At 67.8% G+C, this 15,577-nt stretch carries 19 protein-coding genes; 15 read left to right on the plus strand and 4 right to left on the minus strand.

Annotation, left to right across the window (positions count from 1 at the left end):
* Positions 1 to 14: 14 nt before the first annotated feature.
* Together AC07RV_RS32840 and AC07RV_RS32845 are read left to right on the plus strand one after the other, a co-directional pair.
* Positions 15 to 383: a Rieske (2Fe-2S) protein gene (locus tag AC07RV_RS32840; RefSeq protein WP_093348647.1), complete on the plus strand. Its 369-nt coding sequence runs from the start codon at positions 15 to 17 to the stop codon at positions 381 to 383.
* Positions 384 to 425: 42 nt separating this feature from the next.
* Positions 426 to 1,469, plus strand: coding sequence for a S49 family peptidase (locus tag AC07RV_RS32845; RefSeq protein ID WP_093348650.1), 1,044 nt, complete (start codon positions 426 to 428; stop codon positions 1,467 to 1,469).
* 7 nt (positions 1,470 to 1,476) lie between these two features.
* Here the strand turns inward: AC07RV_RS32845 and AC07RV_RS32850 are convergent, their stop codons facing one another.
* The 3 genes from AC07RV_RS32850 to AC07RV_RS32860 are packed head-to-tail and all read right to left on the minus strand — an operon-like array spanning position 1,477 to position 3,976.
* On the minus strand, positions 1,477 to 2,631 hold the full coding sequence (locus tag AC07RV_RS32850) for an MFS transporter (protein WP_296780081.1): 1,155 nt from the start codon (positions 2,629 to 2,631) through the stop codon (positions 1,477 to 1,479).
* Positions 2,632 to 2,633: 2 nt separating this feature from the next.
* Complete coding sequence (locus AC07RV_RS32855; RefSeq protein WP_208513643.1) at positions 2,634 to 3,398, minus strand: SAM-dependent methyltransferase; 765 nt, start codon at positions 3,396 to 3,398, stop codon at positions 2,634 to 2,636.
* The gene (locus tag AC07RV_RS32860; protein ID WP_296780085.1) at positions 3,395 to 3,976 is read right to left on the minus strand and encodes a Maf family nucleotide pyrophosphatase; all 582 of its coding nucleotides are present in this window, start codon (positions 3,974 to 3,976) and stop codon (positions 3,395 to 3,397) included. Before AC07RV_RS32860 ends, AC07RV_RS32855 begins: the two co-directional genes overlap by 4 nt.
* Positions 3,977 to 4,059: 83 nt before the next feature.
* Between AC07RV_RS32860 and AC07RV_RS32865 the strand changes: the two genes are divergently transcribed.
* The 11 genes from AC07RV_RS32865 to AC07RV_RS32915 all read left to right on the plus strand — a co-directional run bounded on the left by AC07RV_RS32865 (position 4,060) and on the right by AC07RV_RS32915 (position 12,456).
* Positions 4,060 to 4,620, plus strand: a complete 561-nt coding sequence (locus AC07RV_RS32865) for a YceD family protein (protein WP_093348660.1) — start codon at positions 4,060 to 4,062, stop codon at positions 4,618 to 4,620.
* 168 nt (positions 4,621 to 4,788) lie between these two features.
* Positions 4,789 to 4,971 (plus strand): 50S ribosomal protein L32, encoded by a 183-nt coding sequence (gene rpmF, locus AC07RV_RS32870; protein WP_057592299.1) that lies wholly within the window; start codon positions 4,789 to 4,791, stop codon positions 4,969 to 4,971.
* 61 nt (positions 4,972 to 5,032) lie between these two features.
* Positions 5,033 to 6,121, plus strand: coding sequence for a phosphate acyltransferase PlsX (plsX, locus tag AC07RV_RS32875; RefSeq protein WP_296780088.1), 1,089 nt, complete (start codon positions 5,033 to 5,035; stop codon positions 6,119 to 6,121).
* Positions 6,122 to 6,133: 12 nt separating this feature from the next.
* Entirely contained in the window at positions 6,134 to 7,111 is a 978-nt protein-coding gene (locus AC07RV_RS32880; RefSeq protein ID WP_093348663.1) for a beta-ketoacyl-ACP synthase III, read from the plus strand.
* 62 nt (positions 7,112 to 7,173) lie between these two features.
* A complete protein-coding gene (fabD, locus tag AC07RV_RS32885; RefSeq protein WP_296780094.1) occupies positions 7,174 to 8,127 on the plus strand; it encodes an ACP S-malonyltransferase in 954 nt (317 codons plus the stop codon).
* Between the two features lie 32 nt (positions 8,128 to 8,159).
* Positions 8,160 to 8,903, plus strand: a complete 744-nt coding sequence (gene fabG / locus AC07RV_RS32890; protein WP_057592295.1) for a 3-oxoacyl-ACP reductase FabG — start codon at positions 8,160 to 8,162, stop codon at positions 8,901 to 8,903.
* Positions 8,904 to 9,003: 100 nt separating this feature from the next.
* Complete coding sequence (acpP, locus tag AC07RV_RS32895) at positions 9,004 to 9,243, plus strand: acyl carrier protein (protein ID WP_007830471.1); 240 nt, start codon at positions 9,004 to 9,006, stop codon at positions 9,241 to 9,243.
* Positions 9,244 to 9,342: 99 nt separating this feature from the next.
* Positions 9,343 to 10,587 (plus strand): beta-ketoacyl-ACP synthase II, encoded by a 1,245-nt coding sequence (gene fabF / locus AC07RV_RS32900; protein ID WP_296780098.1) that lies wholly within the window; start codon positions 9,343 to 9,345, stop codon positions 10,585 to 10,587.
* Positions 10,588 to 10,600: 13 nt separating this feature from the next.
* Positions 10,601 to 11,098 (plus strand): hypothetical protein, encoded by a 498-nt coding sequence (locus tag AC07RV_RS32905; RefSeq protein WP_093348668.1) that lies wholly within the window; start codon positions 10,601 to 10,603, stop codon positions 11,096 to 11,098.
* Between the two features lie 13 nt (positions 11,099 to 11,111).
* Entirely contained in the window at positions 11,112 to 11,783 is a 672-nt protein-coding gene (gene rpoE / locus AC07RV_RS32910) for an RNA polymerase sigma factor RpoE (protein ID WP_296780103.1), read from the plus strand.
* Positions 11,784 to 11,802: 19 nt separating this feature from the next.
* Positions 11,803 to 12,456 (plus strand): sigma-E factor negative regulatory protein, encoded by a 654-nt coding sequence (locus AC07RV_RS32915; RefSeq protein ID WP_093348672.1) that lies wholly within the window; start codon positions 11,803 to 11,805, stop codon positions 12,454 to 12,456.
* 36 nt (positions 12,457 to 12,492) lie between these two features.
* Here AC07RV_RS32915 and AC07RV_RS32920 read toward each other — a convergent pair whose 3' ends face one another.
* Entirely contained in the window at positions 12,493 to 12,645 is a 153-nt protein-coding gene (locus AC07RV_RS32920; RefSeq protein WP_256222762.1) for a hypothetical protein, read from the minus strand.
* Between AC07RV_RS32920 and AC07RV_RS32925 the strand changes: the two genes are divergently transcribed.
* Positions 12,635 to 13,561: a MucB/RseB C-terminal domain-containing protein gene (locus AC07RV_RS32925; RefSeq protein ID WP_296780109.1), complete on the plus strand. Its 927-nt coding sequence runs from the start codon at positions 12,635 to 12,637 to the stop codon at positions 13,559 to 13,561. The genes AC07RV_RS32920 and AC07RV_RS32925 overlap by 11 nt on opposite strands.
* A 98-nt stretch (positions 13,562 to 13,659) precedes the next feature.
* Positions 13,660 to 15,147, plus strand: a complete 1,488-nt coding sequence (locus AC07RV_RS32930) for a DegQ family serine endoprotease (protein WP_296780111.1) — start codon at positions 13,660 to 13,662, stop codon at positions 15,145 to 15,147.
* The last annotated feature ends 430 nt before the right edge of the window (positions 15,148 to 15,577 follow it).

The following is a 15,577-nucleotide window of genomic DNA, read 5'->3' on the forward strand; positions in this document are numbered from 1 at the left end:
GACAATCGCCTGCCATGAGCGAAGACAGCATTCCCCTGTGCAATGGCGCCGACCTGGTGGAGGGCAGCCAGGCCGTGCCTTTCGACGTGGTCTACGGTGGCGAGACCTGCCGCGCCTTCGCGGTGCGCTTCGAGGGCCAGCCGCACGCCTACCTCAACCGCTGCAGCCACGTGGCGATGGAAATGGACTTCCAGCCCGACCGCTTCTTCGACGACACCGGCCAGTGGCTGCTGTGCGCCACCCACGGCGCCGTGTACCGGCCCGACACCGGCGAATGCGCGGGCGGGCCGTGCCGCGGCGGCCTCGTGAAGATCGCGCTGAGCGAGCGCGACGGCGTGGTGCACTGGCATACTGCCTGGAACCTTCAACCCCTCAACTTCTAGCAAGCGCCGCGCTTCGCGACTGCCTGTTCGCCTGCCGCTTCCATGAACGACCAGAACCGCACCGATCCCCACGGTTTCGAGCCTTTCGAGCCGGCCCCGCCTTCTCTTTCGTCTTCGCCCGATCCCCAACGCACCATGTCCAACGATCCCACTCAGCGTCCCGGCTGGGAGCGCGCCACGCTCGAGAAGCTGGCTTTCGCGGCCCTCAACGAGCAGAAGTCCACGCGGCGCTGGAAGACCTTCACGCGGCTGGCCTGGCTGGCCTTCTTCATCTTCCTGGCCTGGTTCGCGCTGTCGCGCGGCGCGCCTAGCACCGCCAAGACCACGGCTCACACCGCGGTGGTCGAGATCAAGGGCGAGATCGCCAATGGCGGCGATGCCAGCGCCGAGTTCGTCGTGGCGGCGATGAAGTCCGCCTTCGAGGACGACGGCGCCAAGGGCGTGGTGCTGCTGATCAACTCGCCGGGCGGCAGCCCGGTGCAGGCCGGCATCATCAACGACGAGATCAAGCGCCTGAAGGCCAAGCACAAGAAGCCGGTCTATGCCGTGGTCGAGGAAACCTGCGCCTCGGCGGCCTACTACATCGCGGCCGGCGCCGACAAGATCTACGTCGACAAGGCCAGCATCGTGGGCAGCATCGGCGTGCTGATGGACGGCTTCGGCTTCACCGGCGCGATGGAGAAGGTCGGCGTCGAGCGCCGCCTGCTGACCTCGGGCGAGAACAAGGGCTTCCTCGATCCCTTCAGCCCGATGAACGACGCGCAGCGCGAACATGCGCAGAAGATGCTCGACCAGATCCACGAGCAGTTCATCAACGTGGTGAAGACCGGCCGCGGCGACCGCCTCAAGCTCGACACCCCGGGCCTGTTCAGCGGCCTGTTCTGGAGCGGCGAGCAGGCCGTGAGCTACGGCCTGGCCGACCAGCTCGGCAACGTCGACTACGTGGCGCGCGAGGTGATCAAGGCCGAGGAAGTCATCGACTACACCCGCCGCGACAACGTGGCCGAGAAGCTGGCCAAGAAGTTCGGCGCCGCCATGGGCGACGCCACGATCCGTTCGCTGAAGTCGGTGCCCGCGCTGCGCTGAGGCGCAGTCAGTCGCCGCGCATGCCGGCCGCGGCGTAACGCGCCGAGGCCGCCAGCGCGACCGCGAACACCACCACCACGTAGAGCGCCGCCGTCAGCGAGGTGGCGCGCGCGATCAGCCCGATGACCGCCGGGCCCGCCATGAACCCCAGGTAGGCGATCGCCGAGACGGCCGCGATGCCGCGCGCCGGCTCCACGCCCGGCACCTTGGCCGAGGCCGCGAACAGGATCGGCACCACGTTCGCGAAGCCGATGCCCACGCCCGCGAAACCCACCAGCGCGAGCCAGGGCCAGTCGGTGAGCAGCACCAGCGCCATCGCCGCCGCCGCCAGCAGGCCGCTGCCGCGCAGCAGCACCGCGGGCGCGAAGCGCGCGCGCAAGGCATCGCCGCCGAAACGCGCGGCGGCCATGGCGGCCGAGAAGCTCGCGTAGGCGAGGGCGGCCTGTTGCTGCGGGCTGCCCAGTTCCTGCTGCAGATAGAGCACGCTCCAGTCGTAGATGGCGCCTTCGGCGATCAGCCCCAGCGCCGCGAGCACGCCCAGCACCGCCAGCGCGCCGCGCGGCAGGCGGAAGCCGTGATCGGCCTCGGTGGCGCCGGCGGCCGCGGGCGGCTTCGGCAGCATGCGCGTGGCCGACAGCGCGACCAGCGCCACCATCGCCGCCGACACCAGCAGCAGGTGCGCCTGCGGGGCAAGCCCGGCCGCGAGCGCCGCGCTGCCGCTGGCCGCGCCGGCCATGCCGCCGAGACTGAACATGCCGTGCATGCCGCTCATCAGCGGCTTGCCGCCATGCAGCTCGAGCTGCGCGGCCTCGGTGTTGATCGCCACGTCGAACACGCTGGTGACGAGGCCGAACACCGCCAGCAGGCCCAGCAGGGCGGCATAGCCGGGCATGGCGATCAGGCCGCAGAGCAGCAGCGCGTAGACGCAGCCGCACAGCGCGGCCATGCGCCGCGGTCCGTGGCGGCCGATCCAGCGGCCGGCGCTGGTCAGGCCGTACATCGCGCCGGCGCCGGCCGCGAGCATGGCGAGGCCGAGCTGGGCCTCGTCGATGCCGTAGTGCCCCTTGACCGTGGGCACGTGCACGCCCCAGGTCGCGAAGATGAAGCCCGAGGCGAAGAATTGCGCGCGCGAGGCCCAGCGCGTGGCCGCAGTCACGGCCATCGTCAGCGCCCGATCGCGAACACGGCGGGCAGGCGTTCGTCGACGCCGGCCGGCGGCTTGTTGGCGCGCCAGCCCTTGATCGTCTCGCTGCGCAGGTTCGCCTCGGCCAGCGTGAGGCCGCGCGCGACGGCCAGCCGCGTGTTGTGCTGCAGCGTCTGCACCAGCGCCTGCAGCAGGGCGGCGTTGCGGTAGGGCGTTTCGATGAACAACTGGGTCTGTCCGGTCTTGAGGGCCAGCGCCTCGAGTTCGCGGATGCGGCGCTGGCGCTCGTCGGCGTCCTGCGGCAGGTAGCCAACGAAGGCGAAGTTCTGGCCGTTGAGGCCGCTGGCGGCCAGCGCCAGCAGCAGCGAGACCGGGCCGATCAGCGGCACCACCGTGATGCCCAGGTCGTGCGCCGCGCGGGCCACCGACGAGCCCGGATCGGCCACGGCCGGCATGCCGGCTTCGCTGAGCAGGCCGATGTCGTGACCTTCGAGCGCCGCGGCCAGCAGCGGGCGGGCGTCGAACTGGCCGGCGTGGTCGCCTTTCTTGTGCACCTCGCGCGGCAGTTCCTGGATCGCCTGCGCCTGCAGCGGCGCCGCCAGCGGTGCCACGGCGTCGATGCGCTTGAGGTAGGCGCGCGCGGACTTGGCGTTCTCGCAGATCCAGTGCGTGATGCCGGCGGCGGTCTGCAGCGTGCCGAGCGGCAGCGCGTCCTGCAGCGGGGCCTGGGTGTCGCAGCCGAAATCGAGCGGCGCCGGCACGAGGTAGAGCTTGCCGCGGCTCACAGCAGGTCGATCCCGGCGGCGCGCAGCATGCGGGCGGTGCGGATCAGCGGCAGGCCCACCAGGGCGCTGGGATCGTCGCTGTCGATGGCCTCGAGCAACGCGATGCCCAGGCCTTCGCTCTTGGCGCTGCCCGCGCAGTCGTAGGGCTGCTCGGCCAGCAGGTACTGCTCGATCGCGGCGTCGCTGAGCTCGCGGAACACCACGCGCACAGGGGCCAGGTCGCGCTGGACGAAGCCGGTCGCCTGGCAGACGACCGCCACCGCGGTCTGGAAGACCAGCGTCTGGCCGCGCATGCGCCGCAGCTGGGCGGTGGCGCGCGCATGGTCGCCGGGCTTGCCGAGCGCTTCGCCGGCCAGGTCGGCCACCTGGTCGGAGCCGATCACCACGGCGTCGGGGAAGCGGGCGGCCACGGCGTTGGCTTTCTCGAGCGCGAGCCGGTGGGCCAGGGCCTGCGGGGTTTCGCCGGCCAGCGGCGTTTCGTCGACTTCGGGCGCATGCACCTCGAAGGGCAGGCGCAGGCGGGTAAGCAGCTCGCGGCGGTAGCGCGAGGTGGAGGCGAGGATCACGGTGCGTTGCATGCGGCGATTGTGAAGGAGGCCCAACAACCCCTTCGGGGTCGGCCCGACGGGAAAGCCGGCGTCGGCGCGCTAGACTGGGGCGGATGAAGAGAGAATTTGCCCCCGGCCGACTCGATGTCGCCGGCTTTGCCGCCGCGGCGGCCACCCTGTCCGCCGACGATCCGGTGCGCAACTACACCCGGCTGGTCGACGAGATGGCGGCCGAGGCTCCTTCCGATGCCGTGGTGCATTGGGAGGCCGATGGCGAGCAGCGCGTCGGCGCGGACGGCCGCGAAGAACCCTGGCTGCACCTGACGGCCGAGGCCACCGTGCCGTTGGTCTGCCAGCGCTGCCTGTCGCCGGTCGACACGCCGGTGCAGGTCGACCGCTGGTTCCGCTTCGTGGCCGATGAAGAAACCGCGGCGGTTCAGGACGAGGAGTCCGAGGAGGACCTGCTGGTCGCGAGCCGCGATTTCGACCTGCACGCGCTGATCGAGGACGAGCTGCTGATGGAAATCCCGGTCATGCCGGTGCACGACGTGTGCCCGGCGCCGGTCCAGCTCTCGGCCGTCGATCCGGATTTCGAGTCGCCCGACAAGGAGCGCGAGAACCCCTTCGCCGTGCTGGGTGCGTTGCGTTCGCGCAAGCCCGGACAGGGCGACTAGCCCCATCCGGGCAGTCTGGGCTATAATCATGGGCTTCGCGCGCGCCGCCGTACGCAGCAGTGCAGATTCTGGAAAAGACTTTCGGAATCTGGGCATGTCCTTCATGCCGCCTCACTGCTACAGCCTGAGCCCGCATCCTCTCACCCACCTTACCGTCCAGGAGCCATCATGGCCGTCCAGCAAAACAAGAAGTCGCCTTCCAAGCGCGGCATGCACCGTTCCCACAATGCCCTGGGCGTGCCCGGCATCGCCGTCGAGCCGACCACCGGCGAAACGCACCTGCGTCACCACATCAGCCCCAACGGTTTCTACCGCGGCCGTCAGGTGCTCAAGAACAAGTCCGAAGCCTGATTTCGCACTCCAAGGCCAAGGCCCGAAGCTACTTTTTTTGTAGCATCGGGCCTTTGTTTTGATGGCTACGCCTTCTTCTTCCCCGGCTTCCACTGCTGCGCCTTCGGCAATCACGCTCGCCGTCGATTGCATGGGGGGCGACCATGGCCCGCGCGTCACGCTCGCGGCCTGCCGTGCTTTTCTCGAGCGCCATCCCGAGGCCTCGTTGTTGCTGGTCGGCGCGCCCGATGCGTTGGCTGGCTTTGTCGCGCATCCTCGCGCCCGGATCGTTCCGGCCAGCGAAGTGGTCGGCATGGACGATCCGATCGAGATCGCGCTACGCAAGAAGAAAGACTCGTCGATGCGGGTCGCGATCCAGCAGGTGAAGGATGGTGCGGCGCAGGCCGCGATTTCCGCCGGCAACACCGGCGCGCTGATGGCCATTGCGCGCTACCTGCTCAAGACGCTCGACGGCATCGACCGGCCCGCCATTGCGCCCCAGCTGCCGAACGCGAAGGGTGGCGCCACGACGGTGCTTGACCTTGGCGCCAACGTGGATTGCGATGCCGAGGACCTGCTTCAGTTTGCCGTGCTCGGCTCGGCGCTGGTGTCGGCGCTGACCGGCAACGAGTCGCCTTCGGTCGGCTTGCTCAACGTGGGCGAGGAAGCGATCAAGGGCAGCGAAACGATCAAAAAGGCCAGCCAACTGCTGCGTACGGCTGCCAACTCCAAGGATCTGAACTTCTACGGCAACGTGGAAGGCAACGATATTTTCAAGGGCACGACCGACATCGTGGTCTGCGACGGTTTCGTCGGCAACGTGGCGTTGAAGGCCAGCGAGGGCGTGGCTTCGATGATCGGCGAGTTCATTCGCGTCGAGTTCTCGCGAAGCATCTTTACGAAGATCGCTGCCATCGTGGCTTATCCGGTCCTAAAAGCGTTCAAAAACAGGTTGGATCATCGCCGCTACAACGGCGCGGCGCTGCTGGGCCTGCGCGGACTGGTTTTCAAGAGCCACGGTTCGGCCGACGAGACGGCTTTCGGCCATGCGCTGGATCGCGCTTATGATGCCGCTCGCAACAACCTGCTCGACCGCGTTCGGGCCCGTATCGCCCACGCCGCGCCTTTGCTTGCGCGGCAGGAATCGGCGGCGACGGCCGACGCGGTCTAGCTTCACGTTTTGATGAGCCCATATTCACGCATCACCGGCACCGGCAGCTATCTGCCGCCGCGCCGGGTGACCAACGACGATCTCGCCAAGGAACTGGCGGCGCGCGGCATCGAGACCTCCGACCAGTGGATCGTCGAGCGCACCGGCATCCATGCGCGCCATTTCGCGGCGCCCGACGTGGGCAGCAGCGACCTGGGCCTGCATGCCGCCCGCCACGCCCTCGAGGCGGCGGGACGCAAGGCCAGTGATGTCGACCTGATCATCGTGGCCACCTCGACCCCCGACATGGTGTTCCCCTCGTCGGCGGCCATCCTCCAGAACAAGCTCGGCATCGCCGGCTGCCCGGCTTTCGACGTGCAGGCCGTGTGCAGCGGCTTCGTCTATGCGCTGACCGTGGCCGACGCCATGATCCGCACCGGCAGCGCACGCTGCGCGCTGGTGATCGGCGCCGAGGTGTTCTCGCGCATCCTCGATTTCAACGACCGCACCACCTGCGTGCTGTTCGGCGACGGCGCCGGCGCGGTGGTGCTGGAAGCCAGCGACGAGCCCGGCATCCTGGCGACCGACTTGCATGCGGACGGCAAGCATGTCGGCATTCTTTGCGTGCCCGGCCACGTGTCGGGCGGCAACGTGCTCGGCACGCCGCTGCTGCACATGGACGGCCAGGCGGTCTTCAAGCTCGCGGTGCGCGTGCTCGAGGAAGCCGCGCGCGCCACGCTGGCCAAGGCCGGCAAGACCGAGGCCGACATCGACTGGCTGATTCCGCACCAGGCCAACATCCGCATCATGGAAGGCACGGCCAAGAAGCTGAAGCTGCCGCGGGAGCGGCTGGTCGTCACCGTCAACGAGCACGGCAACACGTCCGCGGCCTCGATTCCGCTGGCGCTCGACGAAGCGGTGCGTTCCGGCAAGGTGAAGAAGGGTGAAACCCTCATGCTCGAAGGCGTGGGTGGCGGTTTCACCTGGGGCGCGGTGCTGCTGAATCTGTAGTAATTAGTGGGCGAGACAGCCGGTCCTGCCTAGGCGGGCCGCGCGACGTGACGCATACAACAATGAAATCCTTTGCTTTTGTCTTTCCGGGTCAGGGTTCGCAGGCGGTCGGCATGCTCGATGCCTGGGGCGATCACCCGGCCGTGGCCGAAACACTGCGCGAAGCTTCCGAAGCGCTCGGCGAAGACCTCGGCGCGCTGATCAAGAGCGGCCCGAAGGAAGCGCTGGCGCTCACCACCAACACCCAGCCCGTGATGCTGGTGGCCGGTGTCGCGGCCTGGCGCGCCTGGCTGGCCGAAGGCGGCGCCACGCCGTCGGTGGTGGCCGGCCATTCGCTCGGCGAATATTCGGCGCTGGTGGCATCGGGCGTGCTGACGCTCGCGCAGGCGGCGCCGCTGGTGCGCTTCCGTGCCCAGGCGATGCAACAGGCCGTGCCGGTCGGCACCGGCGCCATGGCTGCCATCCTCGGGATGGAGGCCGCCAAGGTCATCGCCAACTGCCAGGAAGTCACCGCCTCGTTCGGCGCCGGCAGTGCCGAAGTGGTGGAGGCCGTGAATTTCAACGACCCGATGCAGACCGTGATCGCGGGCAGCAAGGCGGCGGTCGAGAAGGCCTGCGAGACGCTGAAGGCCAACGGCGCCAAGCGCGCGCTGCCGCTGCCGGTGTCGGCCCCGTTCCATTCGAGCCTGATGAAGCCCGCGGCCGAGGCGCTGCGCGAGAAGCTGGCCTCGGTGACGCTGGCCGCGCCGCAGGTCCCGGTGCTCAACAACATCGACGTGGCGGTCGAGACCGACGCCGACCGTATCCGCGACGCACTCGTGCGCCAGGCTGCCGGCCCGGTTCGCTGGGTCGAAAGCGTCCAGGCCTTGAAACTGCGCGGTGTAGCCGCCATCATCGAGTGCGGTCCGGGCAAGGTGCTGGCCGGCATGGCCAAGCGCATCGCCCCCGAGCTCGAAGCCGCGTCGGTGTACGACCCGGCCACGCTCGCCGACGTTCGACAATCGCTCGCCGGCTGACCGGTGCCAGGCCCAGAGACCTCTTTCTTCTTATGAGCATTCCCAAATTCGAAGGGCAAGTCGCCCTGGTCACCGGCGCATCGCGCGGCATCGGCGCGGCCATCGCCCTGGAGCTCGCGCAGCGCGGCCTCAAGGTGGTCGGCACCGGCACCACGGAAGAGGGCGCGTCCAAGATCACCGCCATGCTCAGCGCCTACGACGGCCGCGGCCGCGCGCTGAACGTGAACGACGGCGCGGCCGTCGAGGCGCTGATCGACGAGATCGTGAAGGCCTACGGCGCGATCCACGTGCTGGTCAACAACGCCGGCATCACGCGCGACACGCTCGCGATGCGCATGAAGGACGACGACTGGGATGCGGTGCTCGACACCAACCTGAAGGCCGTCTTCGGCCTGTCGCGCGCCGTGATCCGCCCGATGATGAAGCAGCGCTACGGCCGCATCATCAGCATCACCAGCGTGGTCGGCGCCTCCGGCAATGCCGGCCAGGCCAACTACGCGGCCGCCAAGGCCGGCGTGGCCGGGATGACGCGCGCACTGGCGCGCGAACTCGGCAGCCGCAACATCACGGTCAACTGCGTCGCCCCCGGTTTCATCGAGACCGACATGACGGCCAGCCTGCCCGAAGCGCAGCAGCAGGCGCTGCTGCAACAAATCCCGCTGGGCCATCTGGGCAAGCCCGCCGACATCGCGCATGCGGTGGCGTACCTCGCATCTCCCCAGGCCGCCTACGTGACGGGGCAGGAACTGCACGTCAACGGCGGCATGCACATGTAGCCGCAAGGCGCAAGCTTTTCGTCGTGCCGGGCCTGCGAGGAAGCTCGCAATCCGCCCGGCTAAAATCCACCGGTTACCTACAACCCTCAGAGGGAATCAAATGAGCGATATCGAAGCACGTGTCAAGAAAATCATCGCCGAGCAGCTCGGCGTGGAAGAGTCCCAAGTGACGAACGAAAAGGCTTTCGTGGCCGACCTCGGCGCTGACTCGCTCGACACGGTCGAACTCGTGATGGCACTCGAAGACGAATTCGGCATCGAGATCCCCGACGAAGACGCCGAGAAGATCACCACGGTGCAAAACGCCGTCGACTACGCCACCAAGAATCAAAAGGCCTGATCGGCCCCAACTGACGACACTGCGGCGGCCGGCGGCTTTCTTTCGGAACCGCATGCGCCGAGCGGCCGTCGTCCAGCGCTTCCAGAAAGGTTTGCCGGCATGACCAAACGCCGCGTCGTCGTGACCGGACTCGGTTGCATCGCTCCCGTCGGAAACACGGTGGCCGATTCCTGGGCCAACCTGTTGGCGGGAAATTCGGGCATCGCGAACATCACCGCGTTCGATGCGAGCGCCTTCGCCTGCAAATTCGCGGGCGAGGTGAAGGGTTTCGACATTGCCCAATACATCTCGGAGAAGGAGGCGCGCCACATGGACCGCTTCATCCATCTCGGGATGGCCGCCGCGATCCAGGCGGTGCAGGACAGCGGGCTCAAGACCGGCGAAGAACTCCCGTACGAGGAAGCGGTCCGCATCGGCTGCAACATCGGTTCGGGCATCGGCGGCCTGCCGATGATCGAAGCCACGCACGGCGAGCTGGTGAACCGCGGCCCGCGCCGCGTGTCGCCGTTCTTCGTACCGGCGTCGATCATCAACATGATCTCGGGCCACGTGTCGATCAAGTACGGCTTCAAGGGCCCGAACATCGCTGTGGTCACTGCCTGCACCACCGGCCTGCATGCCATCGGCACCTCGGCGCGCATGATCGAGTACGGCGACGCCGACGTGATGATCGCGGGCGGCGCCGAGTCGACCATCTCTCCGCTCGGCATCGGTGGCTTCACCGCGCCGCGCGCGCTCAGCACGCGCAACGACGATCCCGCCACGGCCTCGCGTCCGTGGGACAAGGATCGCGACGGCTTCGTGCTCGGCGAGGGTGCGGGCGTGATCGTGCTCGAGGAGTACGAACATGCCAAGGCACGCGGCGCCAAGATCTACGCCGAAGTCGCGGGCTTCGGCCTGACGGGCGATGCGTACCACATGACGGCGCCCGACGTCGACGGCCCGCGCCGCTCGATGGTCATGGCGCTCGCCAATGCGGGCGTCAACCCCGACCAAGTGCAGTACCTCAATGCGCACGGCACCTCGACGCAGCTCGGCGACCTCAACGAGACGAATGCGATCAAGAACGCCTTCGGCGACCATGCGAAGAAGCTGGTCGTGAATTCGACCAAGTCCATGACCGGCCACCTGCTGGGCGGCGCGGGCGGCATCGAATCGGTGTTCACGGTGCTGGCCCTGCATCACCAGAAGAGCCCGCCGACGATCAACATCTTCAACCAGGATCCGGAGTGCGATCTCGACTACTGCGCCAACGAGGCGCGCGATCTGAAGATCGATGTCGCGGTCAAGAACAACTTCGGCTTCGGCGGCACCAACGGCACGCTGGTGTTCAAGCGCGCTTGAGTCTTCATCTCCCATGCACGGCGCACCGTCGGTGACCTACCCGGTGGGGCGCTCGCGTGGCGCAGCCCGCCTCCTGACCGTGGTCTGGGCACTCGGCGCGCTCTGCGCGGGTGCGTCCTGCTACTTTTTCGATAGCGTTGGCTGGCGCCATGCGCTGCTACTGCTCAGCGTGCTGTTCGCAGGGGCGGCCGCCGGCATCGGCCTGCGCCGCGACGGCGCGGGCCTGCTTCATTTCGACGGCCAGTTCTGGTCGCTGGCGCCCGCGGCTTCCGATGCCGCGGATCCGGCGCGCTCGGTCCTGGCTGCACGCGCCGTCGTCGCGCTCGACCTGCAATCGCTGCTGCTGCTGCGCCTGAGCGAGCCGGGCCGGCCGCACCGCTGGCTCTGGGTCGAGCGGCAGACGATGCCCGAGCGCTGGCGCGATCTGCGCCGTGCGGTATATTCGCGCCCCCCCGCTGCCGACACCGGCGGCGATGTCTGGCGCGCGACCGCACCCGCCGACGCACCCTGAAATCCCCCTCTCGATGACCACGTCCCCGCCGCCCGTGCCGCCGGATTCCGGCTTGACCGACGCCGCTGCGGCGCCGCGTCCGGGCGAGATCGACTTCCAGCTCGTGCAGCGCGCGGTGGCGGGCGACCAGAAAGCCTTCGAGCTGCTGGTCATCAAGTACCAGCGCCGCATCGAGCGCCTGATCGGGCGCATGGTGCGCGATGTCGACCTGGTCGAGGACATCGCGCAGGAAACCTTCATCCGCGCCTATCGTGCACTGCACCAATTCCGCGGTGAGGCGCAGTTCTACACCTGGCTCTACCGGATCGCGGTGAACACCGCGAAGAAGGCGCTGGTCGACATGAAGCGCGACCCGACCATCTCGGAAAGCGCCCTGCGGCCTTCTTCCGAGGACGACGATGAAACTTACCGTCCGGGAAACGAACCAACCACCGACGAAACCCCCGAATCGGTCATGGCGGCCAATGAAATCGCGGCCGCGGTCGAGTCCGCCATGGAAGCGCTCCCCGCGGAGTTGCGCCAGGCAGTCACGCTGCGCGAGATCGAGGGCATGAGTTACGAAGAGATTGCCGAAGTCATGGATTGCCCTATCGGCACCGTGCGTTCGCGGATCTTCCGTGCGCGCGAGGCCATTTCGGCCAGGGTCAAACCGCTGCTCGACAACCAGTCGGGCAAGCGTTGGTAAGCAAAATCAGGTGAACGAAATGAATCAGACGATGACGGTTCGAGAACAGGTGTCGGCGCTCGCGGATGGTCATTTGCAGGGCGACGAGTTCGCGCAGGCCATCGACAAGGTCTGCGGCGACGAGGAATACCGCGCGGCGTGGCAGGCCTACCATGTGGTGGGCGACGTGCTGCGTTCGAGCGCCAACGTGGCGTGCAGCGACAGCAGCGCTTTCCTGGCCCGCTTCCAGCAGCGGCTGGCGGCCGAGCCGGTGTCGATCCGGCCCGTGGCGGCCGTTCCCGAGGCCCAGGTGGTGCCGCTTCAGCGTCGCGCCGATGCGGCCAACGAGCCGGTCTTCCGCTGGAAGCTGGTGGCCGGTGCCGCTTCGCTGGTGGCCGTGGCCGCCATCAGCTGGAGCTGGGTCGGCAGCGGTGTCGTCAACGGCCCGGCCGGCGCCCAACTGGCGCAGCAACAACCCGTGTCGGGCCCGGTGCTCGCATCGGCCGCCACCAATGGCGCGCAGGGTTCGACGCTCACGCCCACGCGCGTGATCGTGGGCAACGGCAAGCCGCAGGTGATGCTGCGCGATCCGCGCCTGGACCAGTTGCTCGAGGCACACCAGCAGGCGGGCGGCGCCTCGCAAATGCCTTCCGGTTTCCTGCGCAACGCGACCTTCGAAGGACCCACGCGCTGAGCGCGCGCCTCTGCCTCCTTCCCTGCCAATGACTGTTCAGATGCCGATCTCCGCACGCGCGTTCGTGCTCGTGCTTGCCGCTTTTTGCATCGCGCAGATCGCCTCCGCGCAGACCCGTTCCAGTGCGGCGAACACCCGGGGCGCGGCATCGGCCCAGGCGGCGGGCGAGCCGCCCGCCATGAGCGTCACCGAGTGGCTGCAGCGCATGCACGCGGGCGCGCGCCAGCGCAACTACGTCGGCACCTTCGTGGTGTCCGCGCCCGGCGGCGATCTGTCGAGTGCGCGCATCTGGCATGTGCGCGACGGCGAGCAGCAGATCGAGCGCATCGAGGCGCTGAGCGGCCCGCAGCGTTCGACCTTCCGCCGCAACCAGAGCGTCATGACCTTCCTGCCCGAAGCCAAGGTGGTGAAGGTCGAAAAGCGCGAGAACCTCGATCTCTTCCCCAATCTGCCCGACAAGCAGGATTCGTCGATCGGCGAGTTCTACGACGTGCGGCCCATCGGCAAGGACCGCGTGGCCGGCTTCGACGCCGACGTGGTGCAACTGACGCCGCACGACGGCCTGCGCTTCGGTTATCGCATCTGGAGCGAGCGCCGCACCGGGCTGGTCGTCAAGCTGCAGACGCTCGACGACCAGTCGCGCGTGGTCGAGCAGTCGGCCTTTTCCGAACTGCAGCTCGACGTGCCCGTGAAGGCCCAGGCCTTGGCGCAGATGATGGCCAACACGGCCGGCTATCGCATCGAGAAGCTCGAGCTCGAGCGCACCAGCGCGCAGGACGAGGGCTGGACCCTGAGCACGCCGGTGGCCGGCTTCAAGCCGCGCAGCTTCTTCCGGCGGCCGGCCGCGGGCGGCGACAAGAACGCCGCGACGCAGGACCGCACCGTGCAATGGATCTTCTCCGATGGCCTCGCCTCGGTGTCGCTCTTCATCGAGCGCTACGACGCCAAGCGCGCACCGCGCGACGGCGTGCTGACCATCGGCGCGACCAATGCGATCCGCAGGCGCCTGCCCGAGCCGGCCAACGACTGGTGGCTCACGGCGGTGGGCGAAGTGCCGCAACAAACCCTGGACGCCTTCGCGCAGAGCCTCGCACGCACGCGTTGAAAAGAACATGTCCGACACCTTTCTCGCCCGATCCGGCGAGAAGCGGAAACTCTCAGTACCTGTTTCGAGTCGCAGCCGTTCTCTTTGAAAGACAACCGATGATGTTCAAGATCGAGGGACACAAGCTCCGTTCCGGCGTGTTCGCGTCCATGCTGGCGCTCACGGCCGGGTTGGCGTTCATGCCGGCCGAGCCGGTGCAGGCGCAGACCGCCACCCGCACGCTGCCCGACTTCACCGACCTGGTCGACCAGGTCGGCCCGTCGGTGGTCAACATCCGCACCGTCGAGAAGGTGGCGCAGCGCAGCGGCAATGGCGGCGAGATGGACGAGGAGATGCAGGAGTTCTTCCGCCGCTTCTTCGGTCAGCCGATTCCCGGCGCTCCGCGCCAGGGGCCGCGCCCCAACCGGCCGCAGCCGCAGGAAGAAGAACGCCCGCGCGGCGTGGGCTCGGGTTTCATCCTGACGGCCGACGGCTACGTGATGACCAATGCGCACGTGGTCGAGGACGCCTCGGAGGTGATGGTCACGCTGCCCGACAAGCGCGAGTTCAAGGCCCGCATCGTCGGCGCCGACAAGCGCACCGACGTGGCGGTGGTGAAGATCGAGGCCACCGGCCTGCCGGCCGTGAAGGTCGGCGACATCTCCAAGCTTCGCGTGGGCGAATGGGTGATGGCCATCGGTTCGCCTTTCGGCCTCGAGAACACCGTCACCGCGGGCATCGTGAGCGCCAAGCAGCGCGACACCGGCGAGTACCTGCCGTTCATCCAGACCGACGTGGCGATCAACCCCGGCAACTCGGGCGGTCCGCTGATCAACATGCGTGGCGAGGTCGTCGGCATCAACAGCCAGATCTATTCGCGCTCGGGCGGCTTCATGGGCATCTCGTTCTCGATCCCGATCGACGAAGCGATCCGCGTGAGCGAGCAGCTGCGCACCTCGGGCCGCGTCTCGCGCGGACGCATCGGCGTGCAGATCGATCAGGTCACCAAGGACGTCGCCGAATCGATCGGCCTGGGCAAGGCGCAGGGCGCGCTGGTGCGCAGCGTCGAGGCCGGTTCGCCGGGCGAGAAGGCCGGCGTGGAGCCGGGCGACATCATCACCAAGTTCGACGGCAAGGCGATCGAGAAGCCGAGCGATCTGCCGCGCCTGGTGGGCAACACCAAGCCCGGTACCAAGAGCACGCTGACGGTGTTCCGCCGCGGCAGCTCGCGCGACCTGAGCGTGACCATCGCCGAGATCGAGCCCGACAAGCCGGCCAAGCGCGCTGCCGACCGCGAGGAGCCGGCGCCCAAGCCGCAGGCTTCGGCCGCCGCCAAGTCGCTGGGCCTCGCGGTCAGCGACCTGAGCGATGCGCAGAAGAAGGAGCTCAAGCTCAAGGGCGGCGTGAAGGTCGATGCCTCGAACGAGGCCGCGGCACGTGCCGGCCTGCGCGAGGGCGACATCATCCTGGCCGTGGGCAACATCGAGGTCTTGAACGCCCGCGAATTCGAGTCGGCCGTGGGCAAGGCCGACAAGAGCAAGCCGCTCAGCGTGCTGTTCCGCCGTGGCGAGTGGGCGCAGTACGCGCTCATCCGGCCCGCACGCTGATCCCGGCTGTGCCGTCAAGTGGCCCCACCCGTCAGTCGGGTTTGGGGCCATTTTTTTGAGCTGTTTGCGACGCTTCGGCGCGCCGCTCTAAAAAAATCTGCATCGGCCCCAAGCCGGCGATTTGTTAGTGTTTGCTGACTTAAGGAAGGGCTAAGGACCGTTTTCGGTAGAATAGCGGCCTCTCGGCGGCGAGTCGGCGCATAAGCCGAGCGGTCTCCTTCACGATGCGAGATGTTAGGTGACAGTCCACCGACGCTCCACAGATCGCCCACAAGTTGTTCAGAGAGTGCTCCACCAAGCCTGTTGATAAGTTGTTTATAAGTTGCTTGTTGTTGACCCGCAACGACCTGTTTGGACCCTGTTCCCGGATGTACGTGCTTCCCTTTTTGCCTACAATGAAGTTCCAACTACTGCAGTTGCCATTGCTTGT

The sequence above is a fragment of the Variovorax sp. GW821-FHT09B01 genome (assembly GCF_059418345.1).

Excerpts from the sequence above, each read along its gene's own strand:
- acpP (WP_007830471.1), top strand. The coding sequence starts at position 9,004 with ATGAGCGATATCGAAGCACGTGTCAAGAAAATCATCGCCGAGCAGCTC.
- rpmF (WP_057592299.1), top strand. The coding sequence starts at position 4,789 with ATGGCCGTCCAGCAAAACAAGAAGTCGCCTTCCAAGCGCGGCATGCAC.
- AC07RV_RS32850 (WP_296780081.1), bottom strand. The coding sequence starts at position 2,631 with ATGGCCGTGACTGCGGCCACGCGCTGGGCCTCGCGCGCGCAATTCTTC.
- AC07RV_RS32925 (WP_296780109.1), top strand. The coding sequence starts at position 12,635 with ATGAGCGTCACCGAGTGGCTGCAGCGCATGCACGCGGGCGCGCGCCAG.
- AC07RV_RS32865 (WP_093348660.1), top strand. The coding sequence starts at position 4,060 with ATGAAGAGAGAATTTGCCCCCGGCCGACTCGATGTCGCCGGCTTTGCC.
- plsX (WP_296780088.1), top strand. The coding sequence starts at position 5,033 with ATGGCTACGCCTTCTTCTTCCCCGGCTTCCACTGCTGCGCCTTCGGCA.
- AC07RV_RS32915 (WP_093348672.1), top strand. The coding sequence starts at position 11,803 with ATGAATCAGACGATGACGGTTCGAGAACAGGTGTCGGCGCTCGCGGAT.
- AC07RV_RS32905 (WP_093348668.1), top strand. The coding sequence starts at position 10,601 with ATGCACGGCGCACCGTCGGTGACCTACCCGGTGGGGCGCTCGCGTGGC.
- rpoE (WP_296780103.1), top strand. The coding sequence starts at position 11,112 with ATGACCACGTCCCCGCCGCCCGTGCCGCCGGATTCCGGCTTGACCGAC.
- AC07RV_RS32930 (WP_296780111.1), top strand. The coding sequence starts at position 13,660 with ATGATGTTCAAGATCGAGGGACACAAGCTCCGTTCCGGCGTGTTCGCG.
- AC07RV_RS32860 (WP_296780085.1), bottom strand. The coding sequence starts at position 3,976 with ATGCAACGCACCGTGATCCTCGCCTCCACCTCGCGCTACCGCCGCGAG.
- fabF (WP_296780098.1), top strand. The coding sequence starts at position 9,343 with ATGACCAAACGCCGCGTCGTCGTGACCGGACTCGGTTGCATCGCTCCC.
- AC07RV_RS32840 (WP_093348647.1), top strand. The coding sequence starts at position 15 with ATGAGCGAAGACAGCATTCCCCTGTGCAATGGCGCCGACCTGGTGGAG.
- fabG (WP_057592295.1), top strand. The coding sequence starts at position 8,160 with ATGAGCATTCCCAAATTCGAAGGGCAAGTCGCCCTGGTCACCGGCGCA.
- AC07RV_RS32880 (WP_093348663.1), top strand. The coding sequence starts at position 6,134 with ATGAGCCCATATTCACGCATCACCGGCACCGGCAGCTATCTGCCGCCG.
- fabD (WP_296780094.1), top strand. The coding sequence starts at position 7,174 with ATGAAATCCTTTGCTTTTGTCTTTCCGGGTCAGGGTTCGCAGGCGGTC.
- AC07RV_RS32845 (WP_093348650.1), top strand. The coding sequence starts at position 426 with ATGAACGACCAGAACCGCACCGATCCCCACGGTTTCGAGCCTTTCGAG.